This is a genomic window from Streptomyces sp. G45 (assembly GCF_049542095.1).
Lineage (GTDB): Bacteria > Actinomycetota > Actinomycetes > Streptomycetales > Streptomycetaceae > Streptomyces.
Window position 1 is genome coordinate 6773351 of sequence record NZ_JBMUZU010000001.1, and the last position, 13470, is coordinate 6786820.

The 13470-nt window shown below is 73.1% G+C and carries 12 protein-coding genes, 1 pseudogene and 1 riboswitch; of the genes and pseudogenes, 5 read left to right on the forward strand and 8 right to left on the reverse strand.

Translation table 11 applies throughout. The annotated features are described in order from the left end of the window. The first annotated feature begins 80 nt into the window (after positions 1 to 80). Positions 81 to 1085: a 2-hydroxyacid dehydrogenase gene (locus ACOBQU_RS28625; protein WP_423630877.1), complete on the forward strand. Its 1005-nt coding sequence runs from the start codon at positions 81 to 83 to the stop codon at positions 1083 to 1085. Here ACOBQU_RS28625 and ACOBQU_RS28630 read toward each other — a convergent pair. Beyond that, positions 1028 to 2917, reverse strand: coding sequence for an anthranilate synthase family protein (locus tag ACOBQU_RS28630; RefSeq protein ID WP_423630879.1), 1890 nt, complete (start codon positions 2915 to 2917; stop codon positions 1028 to 1030). The two genes, ACOBQU_RS28625 and ACOBQU_RS28630, sit on opposite strands and share 58 nt — an antisense overlap. A gap of 204 nt (positions 2918 to 3121) precedes the next feature. Continuing rightward, positions 3122 to 3709 carry a TetR/AcrR family transcriptional regulator gene (locus ACOBQU_RS28635; protein WP_423630881.1) on the reverse strand — a complete coding sequence of 196 codons (588 nt, stop codon included), beginning with the start codon at positions 3707 to 3709 and terminating at the stop codon, positions 3122 to 3124. Between the two features lie 51 nt (positions 3710 to 3760). Between ACOBQU_RS28635 and ACOBQU_RS28640 the strand changes: the two genes are divergently transcribed. The 3 genes from ACOBQU_RS28640 to ACOBQU_RS28650 all read left to right on the forward strand — a co-directional run bounded on the left by ACOBQU_RS28640 (position 3761) and on the right by ACOBQU_RS28650 (position 6500). Beyond that, entirely contained in the window at positions 3761 to 4690 is a 930-nt protein-coding gene (locus ACOBQU_RS28640) for a DUF2867 domain-containing protein (RefSeq protein WP_423630882.1), read from the forward strand. 46 nt (positions 4691 to 4736) lie between these two features. Further along, a complete protein-coding gene (locus ACOBQU_RS28645) occupies positions 4737 to 6092 on the forward strand; it encodes a class II 3-deoxy-7-phosphoheptulonate synthase (protein WP_423630884.1) in 1356 nt (451 codons plus the stop codon). Between the two features lie 168 nt (positions 6093 to 6260). Then, the gene (locus ACOBQU_RS28650; protein ID WP_423630886.1) at positions 6261 to 6500 is read left to right on the forward strand and encodes a (2Fe-2S)-binding protein; all 240 of its coding nucleotides are present in this window, start codon (positions 6261 to 6263) and stop codon (positions 6498 to 6500) included. 42 nt (positions 6501 to 6542) lie between these two features. On the opposite strand, the gene bfr is transcribed toward ACOBQU_RS28650, so the two are convergent. After that, positions 6543 to 7022: a bacterioferritin gene (gene bfr, locus ACOBQU_RS28655; protein ID WP_423630888.1), complete on the reverse strand. Its 480-nt coding sequence runs from the start codon at positions 7020 to 7022 to the stop codon at positions 6543 to 6545. 153 nt (positions 7023 to 7175) lie between these two features. On the opposite strand from bfr, the gene ACOBQU_RS28660 reads away from it, so the two are divergent. Further along, positions 7176 to 7808, forward strand: a complete 633-nt coding sequence (locus ACOBQU_RS28660) for a sulfite oxidase-like oxidoreductase (RefSeq protein ID WP_423630889.1) — start codon at positions 7176 to 7178, stop codon at positions 7806 to 7808. 76 nt (positions 7809 to 7884) lie between these two features. On the opposite strand, the gene ACOBQU_RS28665 is transcribed toward ACOBQU_RS28660, so the two are convergent. The 5 genes and pseudogenes from ACOBQU_RS28665 to thiO form a co-directional block, all read right to left on the reverse strand. Further along, positions 7885 to 8757 carry a deoxyribonuclease IV gene (locus tag ACOBQU_RS28665; RefSeq protein ID WP_423630891.1) on the reverse strand — a complete coding sequence of 291 codons (873 nt, stop codon included), beginning with the start codon at positions 8755 to 8757 and terminating at the stop codon, positions 7885 to 7887. A gap of 182 nt (positions 8758 to 8939) precedes the next feature. Then, positions 8940 to 10952, reverse strand: coding sequence for a Stk1 family PASTA domain-containing Ser/Thr kinase (gene pknB, locus ACOBQU_RS28670; RefSeq protein WP_423630893.1), 2013 nt, complete (start codon positions 10950 to 10952; stop codon positions 8940 to 8942). Between the two features lie 134 nt (positions 10953 to 11086). Beyond that, positions 11087 to 11881: a thiazole synthase gene (locus ACOBQU_RS28675; protein WP_423630895.1), complete on the reverse strand. Its 795-nt coding sequence runs from the start codon at positions 11879 to 11881 to the stop codon at positions 11087 to 11089. Between the two features lie 5 nt (positions 11882 to 11886). Continuing rightward, positions 11887 to 12108 carry a sulfur carrier protein ThiS gene (thiS, locus tag ACOBQU_RS28680; RefSeq protein WP_423630896.1) on the reverse strand — a complete coding sequence of 74 codons (222 nt, stop codon included), beginning with the start codon at positions 12106 to 12108 and terminating at the stop codon, positions 11887 to 11889. Further along, positions 12105 to 13339, reverse strand: a pseudogene (gene thiO, locus ACOBQU_RS28685) (glycine oxidase ThiO). Before thiO ends, thiS begins: the two are co-directional and overlap by 4 nt. Further along, a riboswitch (TPP riboswitch) is annotated at positions 13337 to 13450 on the reverse strand. (Overlaps the previous pseudogene by 3 nt.) Positions 13451 to 13470 lie beyond the last annotated feature (20 nt).

The window sequence follows — 13470 nt, forward strand, 5'->3', positions numbered from 1 at the left end:
CCCTCGTGGGGCGCCAAAGCCACCGGAAACGTATATTCGCCCCGTACGGCACCCGCGTACCCCGAACGGGAGTGGCCACCGTGGAGATCCTTGCCTTCGGCGTCCAGGCCGACGAGCGCCCCCTCATCGAGAAGGCCTTCGCCCCGCACCACGACATCCGCTGCCTGGACGTCTTCCTCACGGAGGACACCGCCCCCATCGCCGCCGGGTACGAGGTCATCTCCACCAGCGTCAACGCCGTCCTGGACAACCGCGTCCTGCAGACCCTCGCCGCCGGGGGCACCCAGATGGTCGCCCAGCGCTCCACCGGGTTCAACAACATCGACCTCCAGGTGGCCGAGCGCCTCGGCCTGACCGTCGCCCGCGTCTCGTCCTACTCCCCGTACTCCGTCGCGGAGTTCGCCTGGACCCTGGCCATGGCCGTCAACCGCCGCATCGTCCGCGCCAGCAACCGCACCCGCGACTTCGACTTCCGGCTCGACGGCCTGATGGGCCGGGACCTGCACGGCCGCACCGTCGGCGTCCTCGGCACCGGCAAGATCGGCGAGGCCTTCGCCCGGATCGCGCACGGCTTCGGCATGCGCCTGCTCGGCTGGGACGTCGCCGAGAACCCCGCCTGCCTGGCCCTCGGCATGACGTACGTGGACAAGGAGCGCCTGTTCGCCGAGGCCGACCTGATCAGCCTGCACGTGCCGCTGCTGCCCGCCACCCGGCACCTCATCGACGCCGCCGCGCTGCGCGCCATGAAGGACGACGCCATCCTGGTGAACTCCAGCCGCGGCGGCCTCATCGACACCGACGCCCTGGTCACGCAGTTGCGCGCGGGCCGCTTCACGGGCGTCGGCCTCGACGTGTACGAGGCGGAGGCCGGGCTGTTCTTCCTCGACAAGTCCCTCGAAGTCGTCGAGGACGACACCCTGGCCCGCCTCGTCACCTTCCCGAACGTCGTGGTCACCTCGCACCAGGCGTACTACACGGAGGACGCCGTCGGCCAGATCATCGAGGCCACGGTGACCAACGTCCTGGACTACCTGGCGGGCCGCCGCTCGGAGAACGTGCTGGTGCCCGCCGTGCCCGTCAGCTGAGCCAGCAGCTCGCGCACCACCGCCGCGCCGCGCAGCGTGAGCACCGACTCCGGGTGGAACTGGAGCGACGCGAAGCCGGGCCCGCGCAGCGCGTGCACCTCGCCCGTGGCCCGGTCCCGGCTGACCTCGACGCCGTGCGCGGCCAGCTCCAGGTCCGCCTCGTCGTCGCAGCGCGCCACGAAGCTGTTGTAGAAGCCGACGGTCTCCGTCCGTCCGAAGAGGTCGATCGCGGCCTGCGCGCCCTGGTACGGCACCCGCTTGCGGACGATCTCCAGGCCCAGCTCGGCGGCGATCAGCTCATGGCCGAGGCAGACCCCGAGCACCGGCCGCCGCCGCTCCCGGATCACCTCGGCGGCGAGCCCCCGCAGCAGCCGCATCTTCGGGTCGGCCAGGTCCGAGGGGTCGCCGGGGCCCGGGCCGAGCACCACCGGGCCCTCGTGCGCCGCCACCGCGTCCGCGAGGCCCGGCTCGTCGTAGCGCCGCACGGTGACCGCGAGCCCGGACGAGCGCAGCACATGCGCCAGCATCGCCGTGAACGTGTCCTCGCCGTCGACCACCAGCGCGTGCCCGGCCAGGGCCCGCGTCACCTCCTGCATCCGCAGCCAGAACGGCGCGAGGCGCGCCCGCCGCCCGTCGAGCGCCGCCCGCACCCGCGGGTCGTCGGCCAGCGCCGGGCGCCCCGCCTCGTCCCGCGCGCGCCCGGGCACGACCCCGAGGGCCGCGAGCACGCCCGCCGCCTTCGCATGCGTCTCCGCCACCTCACCGGCCGGGTCCGAGCCGCGCACCAGGGTGGCGCCGACCGGCACCCGCAGGCGGCCGTCGGCGGCGATGTCGGCGGTGCGGATCAGGATCGGCGAGTCCAGGGTCTGGGCGCCGCCCGCGTCCCGGCCGACCAGCGCGAGGGCGCCCGCGTAGTAGCCGCGCCCGCCGCGCTCGTGCCGCTCGATGACCCGGCACGCGTTCTGCACCGGCGAGCCGGTGACGGTCGCCGCGAACAGCGTCTCCCGCAGCACGTCCCGCACGTCCAGCGACGAGCGCCCGCGCAGCTCGTACTCGGTGTGCGCCAGGTGCGCCATCTCCTTCAGGCGCGGCCCGACGACCACGCCGCCCATGTCGCCGACCGTGCACATCATCTTCAGCTCCTCGTCGACGACCATCGACAGCTCCTCGGTCTCCTTGGCGTCGTCGAGGAAGCGGAGCAGGCCGTCGACCGTGGGGCCCCCGGCGGGATAGCGGTAGGTGCCGCTGATCGGGTTCATGACGACCGTGCCGCCCGACATCCGCACGTGCGCCTCGGGGCTCGCCCCGACGAGCGTCCGGTCCCCGGTGTGCACCACGAACGTCCAGTACGCGCCGCGCTCGCCCTCCAGGAGCCCGCGGAACAGCGCGAGGGCGTCCGCCCTGCCGAAGCCGGGGATCTCGCCCTCGTACGTCCGCCGGATCACGAAGTTCGCGCCCTCGCCGCGCCCGATCTCCTCGCGGAGCACCCGGCCGACGATCTCGGCGTACGCCTCGTCACTGACGTCGAAGCCGTGGCCCGCCACCCGCACGCCGTGCGCGGGAAGCTCCGCCAGGGCCCGCTCCAGGGGGAGTTCGTGCGTCTCCTCGGGGGTCAGCACCGCGAGCGGCGTGCCGTCGTCGGTGACGTCGAAGCCGCGCTCCCTGATCTGCCGGAACGGCACCAGCGCCAGGCCCTCGGGGATGTCGGCGAGCCGGTCGTACGCGGCCACGGGGCCGATCAGGACCTCCACCGTCGCGTGGTCGCGGCCCGGCGTGCGGCGGCGCAGCAGGGCGAAGGGGCGGTCGTCGGTCAGGAGGTCGGTGAGGTGCATGCGGGCTGTTCCTTCCCTGGGTGGGGCTTCGGGGCTTCGGGGAAGAGGAACGGCCGGTCCCGGAGACCGTCCGGGAAACACTGAAGGCCGCCCCTCGGGCGGCCTTCGCGATGTCGCTTGCGTACGCGCAGTCAGTGGGCCGCCGGATGAGCGGGCCACCACCAGTTCTGGTTCTGGGTCGGCTGTGTGCGCATGCCCCGCACCCTAGCGCATCATCAGCACGTCCAGCGCCTCGTCCAGATAGGCGCCGAACTCGTCCGCGCCCGGCAGCACCGACGGCGCCGCGTGCCCGAGCTGGGCGTGCCCCAGGTAGACCGTGTACGCGAGCAGGCCCCGGCGGCGGGCCTCCGGCTCGGGGAAGCCGAGCTGGGCGAAGAGCCCCGCGACGTACTCCACCCGGCGCTCGGTCACCCGGCGCAGGGCCACCGCCACCTTGGGGTGCGAGGCGGTCGCGAGCAGCGACACCTCCAGGGGGTCGGAGGACGCGGAGCTGACGGCCTCGGCGAACAGCAGCCGGATGCGCCTGCGGAGGTCCGGCTCGGCCTCGATCTCGCTGATGATCCCCTCGGTGTTGACCTCCGCCCAGCGCTCCAGGGCCGCCTCGATGAGGGCGTCGCGGTTCGCGAAGTGCCAGTAGAAGCTGCCCTTCGTGGTGCCCAGGCGGACCGCGAGGGGCTCCACGGCGACGGCCGCGAGCCCGCCCTCGCCGATCGCCGTGAGCGCCGCGTCGGCCCAGTCCTGAGCGCTGAGCCGGGCCTTCGCCGGGGTCTTCCGCTGTCGCCGTTGCACCATGACCGTACGGTACCGTACGGTAAAACATACGCCAGCGTATGGAGGTGCGCCGTGGGTGTCGTACGCAATGAGCACGAGCGGGAGATAGCGAGCCCGGCCGAGGTCGTGGGGGCCCTGTTCGACCGCCTCTCGGCCCCGGACGACCCGGTCTTCCCGACCCCCGCCTGGCCCGCGATGACCTTCGACGGGCCGCTCGCCGTCGGCGCCGACGGCGGCCACGGCCCGGTCCGCTACCGCGTCACGGCGTACGAGCCCGGGCGCCGCGTCCGCTTCGACTTCACCGACGCCTCGGGCGGGTTCCACGAGCTGACCGTCGAGCCCCTGGGGGAGCGCCGCTGCCGCGTGCGGCACGTCCTGGAGACCGAGCCGAAGGGGATGGACCGCCTGCTGTGGCCCACGGTCATCCGGCCGGTGCACGACACGATGGTCGAGGAGGTCCTGGACAACGCGGAGCGCGCCGCGACCGGCACCTGCGCCCGTCCTGTCCACTGGACACCCCGGGTCCGGCTCCTCAACCGCCTCGACTGGCCCCGCCCCGAGGCCGTTGACTGGCCCGAGGGCGCCCGCCTGATCCGCACCGCCCTGGACCGCCCCGGCTACCGCGACGCGTACCGCATGCCGCTGCTCCCGGGCCTGCCCCGCGACCCTGGGGCGTGGGCGGGCGTGCTGCGCGGCGCCTTCCCCGTCGTCGCCCGCGCCGAGGGCGAACTCCTCCTGGACGTGCGCGTGACGGGCCTGACCGCCCGCGCCTCGATCCACGTCGACGACGCGTACGTCACGCTCAGCACGGCGGCCCGCGCGGACACCCTCCGCGGCCGTCTGTACTGGGGCGTGGTGCGGCGCGCGCACCCCTTCATGGCCCGCCTTATGCTGCGCCGCACGCACCGCGAGCTGGCCCTGGCCGCGCCGAGCGCGGGGGAGCGGGCGCGGCGGGCCGCGCCGGACGCCGCGCGGTTCACGCCGTCCGGTCGTCTCATCTGACGGGCGCAGGCGTGACCACGGATCCGGACCCCGTAAGGTTTACGGGGTGACCGTGAACGCTGATTCCCAAGCCGTCGCCGCTGAGGCGAGCTGGCGATCCCTGCCCGCGGCGCAGCAGCCCGAGTACCCCGATGCCGAGGCCCTGCGCGACGTCATCGACGAGCTCAGCTCCTATCCCCCGCTCGTCTTCGCGGGTGAGTGCGACATGCTGCGCGCCCGGATGGGGGCCGTCGCCAGGGGCGAGGCGTTCCTCCTCCAGGGCGGGGACTGCGCCGAGTCGTTCGACGCGGTGAGCGCCGACCACATCCGCGCCAAGCTGAAGACCCTCCTGCAGATGGGCGCCGTGCTGACGTACGCCGCCTCCGTGCCGGTCGTGAAGGTCGGCCGCATCGCGGGGCAGTACTCCAAGCCCCGCTCCAAGCCCACCGAGACCCGCGACGGCGTCACGCTGCCGACCTACCGCGGCGACTCGGTGAACGGCTTCGCCTTCACCGAGGAGGCCCGCGTCCCGGACCCCGAGCGCCTGAAGCGGATGTACAACGCCTCCGCCTCCACGCTCAACCTGGTGCGCGCCTTCACCACCGGCGGCTACGCCGACCTGCGCCAGGTGCACGCCTGGAACCAGGACTTCGTGAAGTCCTCCCCGTCCGGCCAGCGCTACGAGCAGCTGGCCCGGGAGATCGACAACGCGCTCAACTTCATGCGGGCCTGCGGCACGGACCCGGAGGAGTTCAAGACAGTCGAGTTCTTCTCGTCCCACGAGGCGCTGCTGCTGGACTACGAGTCGGCGCTGACCCGCGTCGACTCCCGCACCGGCGAGCTGTACGACGTGTCCGGGCACATGGTGTGGATCGGCGAGCGCACCCGCCAGCTGGACGGCGCGCACATCGAGTTCGCCTCCAAGATCCGCAACCCGATCGGCATCAAGCTCGGCCCGACGACGACGGCCGAGGAGGCGCTCCAGTACATCGAGCGCCTCGACCCCGAGCGCGAGCCGGGCCGTCTGACCTTCATCGTCCGCATGGGCGCCGACAAGATCCGCGACAAGCTCCCGGAGCTGGTCGAGAAGGTCACCGCCTCCGGCGCGACGGTCGCCTGGGTGACCGACCCGATGCACGGCAACACCTTCGAGGCGGCCTCCGGCCACAAGACCCGCCGCTTCGACGACGTGCTCGACGAGGTCAAGGGCTTCTTCGAGGTCCACAAGACGCTCGGCACGCACCCGGGCGGCATCCACGTGGAGCTGACCGGCGACGACGTCACGGAGTGCGTGGGCGGCGGCGACGAGATCTTCGTCGACGACCTGCACCAGCGCTACGAGACGGCCTGCGACCCGCGGCTCAACCGCAGCCAGTCCCTGGACCTGGCGTTCCTGGTCGCGGAGATGTACCGGGACCAGTAAGCGGACGCCTGGCGTAAGCGTCGGTGGGGCGGGGATCCGTGTGATCCCCGCCCCACCGGCGTACCCCGGGCTTTTGTGGACCCGGGGCGACGGGTAAGGTTAGGTTAGCCTCACCGATCAATCGGTACGGCCCTGCTGATGAAACCCTGATCGGGGAGGTGATCCCGCGTGTACGTCTGCAACTGCTTCGGCATCACCGAGGCGCAGGTGCGGCAGCACGCGGCGGACGGCGCCTGCACCCCCCGGCAGATCGCCTCGGCCTGTAAGGCGGGGACGGACTGCGGGTCGTGCGTGCGGCGCATCCAGGCGCTGCTCGGCCGGGGCGCCTGCCCGCGGCGCGAGCTGCTCGACCAGGGCGAGCCCGTGGTGGCCCTGGCTCCCGAGGCGGAGCTGCCGGAAGCGGCCTAGGGCGCGTACCGGAGGCAGCCGCGTACCGGACGCGTACCGGAGTCAGCTCTCCGGCTGCTCGATGAGCTGCGCGATGTACAGCGCCTCACCGAGCTTCTCCACCAGCTCCAGCTGGGTGTCGAGGTAGTCGATGTGGTGCTCCTCGTCTTCGAGGATCGACTCGAAGATGTTCGCGGACGTGATGTCGCCCTTGGCGCGCATCACCTCGATGCCGCGCTTGAGGCGGTCGATCGCCTCCACCTCGATCTGCCGGTCGGCCTGGAACATCTCGGTGACGGACTGACCGATGCGGACGTGGAAGAGCCGCTGGTAGTTGGGCAGGCCGTCGAGGAACAGGATCCGGTCGGTGAGCACTTCGGCGTGCTTCATCTCGTCGATCGACTCGGACCGGGTGAACTTCGCGAGCTTCGTCCAGCCGAAGTTCTCCTGCATCTTCGCGTGCAGGAAGTACTGGTTGATCGCGGTCAGCTCGGCGGTCAGCTGCTCGTTGAGGAATTCGATGACCTCGGGGTCGCCCTGCATCGCAGAGGCTCCTTCCAAGCGGGGGACTGGCAGGTCCGCGCATCCTTGCACTGGCGTCCGAGGGGCGTCCAGTAAGTGCACGCTTAGTAGGAGTTGCCCGAATCCGCGCATACCTGGTCACGTCCACTGCTCCCGGTCTGTCAGGATGGAGGCATGGGTCAGCCGGTGGGTCGCACAACTCGGGACGGAGCGGATCCGGAGCTTCCGCCGGGGCAGCGACTACAGCGGGGCTGGCCGGTCACGCACTACGGCCCCGTGCCCAAGTTCCGCCCGGAGCGCTGGGACTTCAGGGTCTTCGGCGCCACGGCCGACGGCGAGAAGCACTCCTGGACGCACGAGGAGTTCTCGGCCTTGCCGTACACCACGGTGGTCGCCGACCTGCACTGCGTCACGAAGTTCAGCATGCTCGGCGCCGAGTGGGGCGGCGTGCTCGCCCGGGACGTCCTCGACCTCGCCCCGCCCGCGCCGAACGTCACCCACGTCATGGTCTGGGCCGAGTACGGCTTCAGCTCGAACCTGCGAATGGCGGACTTCCTCTCCGACCGCACGATCTTCGCCACCCACAAGGGCGGCGAACTGCTCACCGCGGAGCACGGCTTCCCGCTGCGGCTCGTGGTGCCGCACCTGTACGCCTGGAAGGGCCCCAAGTGGGTCCGCGGCATCGAGTACATGACCGCCGACCGCCGCGGCTTCTGGGAGGAGCGCGGCTACCACAACATCGGCGACCCCTGGCGCGAGCAGCGCTACTCGTACCAGGAAGAGCCCGGGGACGGCCCCGAACTCTGACCCCTGCCCGGGCCGTCGCGGCGGTCCACGGCGTGGACCACGGGGCCCGCGCCGTGCCGCCCCCGGTGGGCCCGCGTCAGGCCCCGCGCAGTTCCTTGAGCCGGGCCACGTCCGCCGCGTGCCCCTCCTTCCCGCCGGGCGTCTCGATGATCAGCGGTACGCCGTCGAGCGCGGGGTGGGCGATCAGCTCGCGGAAGCCCTCGGCGCCGATGTGGCCCGCGCCGATGTTCGCGTGCCGGTCCTTGCGGGCGCCGACGACGTCCTTGGAGTCATTGGCGTGCACCAGCTTGAGGCGGCCCTCGCCGACGGTGTCGACCAGCAGGTCGAGGGTCTCCTTCGCGCCGCCGGGCCCGGCCAGGTCGTGCCCCGCCGCGAAAACATGGCAGGTGTCCAGGCACACCCCGAGCTTCGGATGGGCGTCCAGGGCCTCGAAGTACGGGCCGAAGTCCCAGGTGCGGGAGCACAGCGAGGCGCCCTGCCCCGCGGTCGACTCCAGGAGCAGATACGGGTCGTCGTCGTGCGTCAGCTCGTCGAGCAGCGGCAGCATCCGCTCGCGGACCTGCCGCAGCGCCACCTCCCGCTCCCGGCCGCCCGTCGCCGAACCGGTGTGCACGACCACGCCGAGCGCGCCGATCTCCCGGCCCCGGCGCAGGGAGTGCCGCAGCGAGTCCACGGACTTCTCCACCGTCGCCTCGGTGTGCGAGCCGAAGTTGATCAGGTACGGGGCGTGGACGTACGCCGGGATGCCCCGCTCCGCGCAGGTCCGGCGGAACGCCTCGTCCTGCTGGGGGCTGCCGGGCGGGGTGGCCCAGCCGCGGGGGTTCGCCACGAAGACCTGGACGGCTTCCGCGGCCAGGTCGCTGGCGTAGGCCAGGCCTACGGTGGCCAGGCCACCGGCTACGGGGACGTGGCTGCCGACGGGGTTGCGGGGAGTGGTGTTGGTGCTCACCGGTCAAGGGTGGCACGGCCGGGTTCCCTCGCCGGGGGCACCCCGCAGCATCCATCAGCGCGCTCTGCGCGCGGGCGACCCTTCCCCGAAACGATGGGGCTCCGCCCCCTGGCACCCCCGTAAATCGGCCTTCGGCCTCGTCCTCAAACGCCGGACGGGCTGAAAACCCGTCCACGCCAGAGTCAACGGATCTGGATGGTGATGGTGGAGCCCTTGGGGGCCGTGTCGCCCGGGTCGACCGACTGGTTCTTGACGGTGTCGCCGAAGAGGCCGAGCAGCCCCCGGTCCTCCTCGACGTCGAAGCCCTCGGCCTCCAGCGCGTCCCGCGCCTCGCCCACCTTCATGCCCTCGACGTTCGGCACCTCGACCATCTCCGGCCCCTTGGACAGCGTCAGCGTCACGGCGTCGCCCTCGGCGAGCCGGTCGCCCTCCTTGGCCGACTGCTTGACGACGTCGCCCTTGTCCTCGTCGGAGGAGTGCACCCGCTCGGGGGCGATCCTGACCTTCAGGCCCAGCTCCTCCAGCTCGGACCGCGCGTCCGCCTCGGACTCGCCCGTGACGTCCGGCATCTCCACGGGACGGCCCTTGCTGACGACGAGCGCGATGGCCGACCCGGTCCTGCGGACCGTACCGGCCTTGGGGTCGGAGCTGATGACGGCGCCCTTCTGGACGTCGTCGCTGAACGCCTCGGTGACCCGGCCCGCGCCGAGCCCCAGGCCGTCGAGCTTGTCCCTGGCGTCGGACAGCGGGGTGCCCTTGAGGTCCGGCACCTTCGCGGTCTGCGGGCCGAGGGACACCGTCAGGGTCACCTTGCCGTTCTGCCGGATGCGCTCGCCGACGCCGGGGTCGGTGGCCATGACCGTGCCGCGCTTGTCGGTGGTGCTGTAGGCGTGCTTGACCGTCCGGACGTCGAGCCCGGCGGCGTCGAGCCGGTCGCGGGCCTCCTTCTCCGTCTTGGCGAGCAGCGGCGGGACCTTGGTGAACTGGCCCGAGTTGATGTACCAGACGCCCACGCCGATGCCGAGCGCCAGCAGGGCCGCGGCTATGGACAGGGTGATGCCGCGCCGCTCGGCGAGCCGTCGGCGGAGCCGGTCGCGCAGCGGCGCGGGCGTCCGGCCCGGCGGCTGCGCGGGCGGCTGCGGCGACCGCAGCACGCTGGTGCGGTGGAGCGCGGCCTGCGGGTCCGACAGGTCGGAGCCGTGCGGCCGCTCCGCCTCCGGCACGGCGACGGGCAGCGGCATCTGCGTGGAGCGCACCGCGCGCGGGATCACGCTGGTGCGGTCCTCGGAGGTGTCGTGGTGGTCGTGCTCCCCGCCGCGGGCCCGCGGCGGCACCGCGTCCAACTGCGCGTCGCTGAGCGCGGCGCGCGCCTCGCGCAGCTGGGCGAGGAACGCCACCGCGTCGTACGGCCTGAGGTCGGCCCGGCGGGCGGTGGCGGAGGCCACCAGCTCGTCCAGCTCGTACGCGAGACCGGGCACGGCGGCCGACGGCGGCGGCACGTCCTCGTTCAGGTGCTGGAACAGGACCTGCGCGGGGGAGTCCCCGGAGTGCGGCTTGGCGCCGGTCAGCATCTCGTAGAGGACGACCCCGGAGGCGTACACGTCCACGCGGGTGTCCGCGGTGCCCTGCTCGATCTGCTCCGGCGCCAGGTAGGAGACCGTGCCGAGGACGGCGCCCGTGGTGTTCGTCACCGAGTCCACCGCGCGGACCAGGCCGAAGTCGGCGACCTTGACGCGGCCGTCGTCCCCTATCAGGACGTTCTCGGGCTTCATGTCGCGGTGCACGAACCCGGCGCGGTGCGCGGCGCCGAGCGCGGCGAGGACCGGCTCCAGGATGTCGAGCGCCGCCCGGGGGCGCAGCGCGCCGCGCTCCCGCAGGACGTCGCGCAGGGTGCAGCCCGCGATGTACTCCATCGCCAGGTACACGTACGGGCCGTCGGTGCCCTGGTCGAAGACGCCCACCACGTTCGGGTGGGAGAGCCGGGCGACCGACTTGGCCTCCCGGATGAAGCGCTCCACGAACGAGGCGTCGGCCGCCAGCGTCGGGTGCATCACCTTCAGCGCGAGCACGCGGTCGAGGCGGGTGTCCACGGCCCGGTAGACCGTGGCCATCCCGCCGACCGCGATGCGCCCGTCCACGCGATAACGGCCGTCGAGCACCTGCCCGACGAGGGGGTCCTTGAGGGTCGTGTCCACGAAGGGAGTCTACGAGCCGCGACCGGTACGCCTCTCCCGCCGGGGTCGCCACGGGCGGGACTGGAGCACACCTGTGACCGAGGCGGAAGCCCACCGGCCTGCCACGGCTCGGCCGCGCCCCGGCCGTCCCGGCGTCAGAACGCGGGCCGCTCCGGGTCGAGCACCGCCCGGCCCTCGGCGGGGGAGGACGCCTCCGCGAAGTGCCGCCGGGGGATGCGCCCCGCCCGGTGCGCGAGCCGCCCCGCCTCCACCCCGTGGCGCATCGCCTCCGCCATGCGCACCGGGTCCTGCGCCCGCGTCACCGCCGAGGCGAGCATCACGCCCGCGCACCCCAGCTCCATGGCGAGCGCCGCGTCCGACGCCGTCCCCGCACCGGCGTCCAGGATCACCGGCACGCGCGCGTGCTCCACGATGAGCTGGAAGTTGTGCGGGTTGCGGATGCCGAGCCCGGAGCCGATGGGGGAGCCGAGCGGCATCACGGCCGCGCAGCCGACGTCCTCCAGCTTCCGGGCGAGCACCGGGTCGTCGTTGGTGTACGGCAGGACGGTGAAGCCGTCGTCGACGAGGGTCTCGGCGGCGTCGAGCAGCTCCACGGGGTCGGGCAGCAGGGTGCGCTCGTCGGCGATGACCTCCAGCTTGACCAGGTCGGTGCCGAGCGCCTCACGGGCGAGCCGCGCGGTCAGGACGGCCTCGCCCGCCGTGAAGCAGCCCGCCGTGTTGGGCAGCACCTGGATGCCGAGCCGTTCGAGCACGGACAGGACCGAGCCGTGCGTGCCGGTGTCGACGCGCCGCATCGCGACGGTGGTCAGCTCGGTGCCGGACGCGATCAGGGACCGCTCCAGGACGTCGAGGCTGGGCGCGCCGCCCGTGCCCATGATCAGGCGCGAGGACAGCGTGCGCCCGCCGAGGACGAGGGGGTCGTCGGCCATGGTCGTCAGCCTCCCTGGACGGCGGTGAGGACTTCGACGCGGTCGCCGTCGCGCAGCCGCGTGGTGGCCCACTCGGTGCGCGGGACGACGGTCTCGTTGAGCGCGGCGGCGACACCGGAGGGCGCGGCGGTCAGGGCGGTGACGACGGCGTCCAGGGTGGTGCCCGCGGCCACGTCACGGGCTTCGCCGTTGACCGAGATGACTGCGACGGCGGAGGGCGTGGTCATGCGGGCTGCTCCAAGAGGTGCTTGGCGGACGCGGGGGAGGGGGCGTGCGGCGCGGCCCCGCCGAAGCGGTCCGGCGCGAACGGCAGGGCCTCCGGGGCAGTTCCCCGGTGACCAGGGCGTGCGCCATGACGTCGCCGGTGACGGGGGTCAGGAGGACGCCGTTGCGGTAGTGGCCGGTGGCGACGAGGAGCCCTGCCAGGGCCGTGGGGCCGAGCAGGGGCGCGTTGTCGGGGGAGCCGGGCCGCAGTCCGGCGCGGGTCTCGGTGAGCGGCAGTTCGGTGATGCCGGGGACGAGTTCGTGGGCGTCGCGCAGGAGTTCGTAGACGCCGCCCGCGGTGACCGTGGTGTCCCAGCCCTGCTCCTCGCTGGTGGCGCCGACGACCAGCTCGCCGGTGACGCGCGGCACCAGGTAGACGTGGCTGCCGCGGACCACGGCGCGCACGGTGCGGCTGAGGAACGGCGCGTACCGCTCGGGCACCGTGAGCCGCAGCACTTGGCCCTTGACCGGCCGCACCGGCGGCAGCACGGCGTCCGGCACGCCCGCGAGCCGCCCGCTGAGGCTGCCCGCCGCGAGGACGGTCTGGCCCGCGGCGAGCGCGGTGCCGTCGGCGAGGACGACGCCGGTGGCCCGGTCCCGTACGACCGTCAGACGCTCCGCCCAGGCGCGGACGAAGGCCACCCCGGCCCGCTCGCACGCCACCACGAGGGCCGCCGCGAGCTTGCGCGGGTCGACCTGGTGGTCGCCGTCGACGCGCAGTCCGCCGCGCACGCCCGGGGCGAGCATCGGTTCGAGGCGGCGGCACTCGCGGCCGTTCAGCCACTGCGACTGAAGGCCCGACCGCCGCTGGAGGGCGTGCAGTTCGCGCAGGTGGGCGCGGTCGTCGGCGTCGAGCGCCACGGCGAGGGTGCCGCACGAGCGGTAGCCGACGTCCCGGCCGCTGGCCTCGGTCAGCTCGGCCACGAAGTCGGGGTAGCGGCGCGCGGACTCCAGGTTGAGGCCGAGCAGCGTCTGCTCGCCGTAGTGCAGTTCGGTGACGGCGGCCAGCATGCCCGCGGCGACCTGCGCGGCGCCGCCGCCCGGCTCGGGGTCGACGACGGTGACGCCCAGGCCGCGGCGCGCGGCCCGCCAGGCGGTGACGAGTCCGATGACGCCGCCGCCGACCACGAGGACGTCGCTCGGCGGTCCTTCCGAAGAGCGCGGTGAGGACGGTGGTTTCGTACGGGAACGCATGGGCGTCAAGCCCCTCCCTTCGCCGGCATGACCCGGATCAGGTTCGTACGGTCGGAGGCCGTGTCAGCCTCCCTCTCAGCCCGGTGCGTCCGGGCTCCCGCGAGTGCTCTGCACGGGCCACCCTAGCCCGT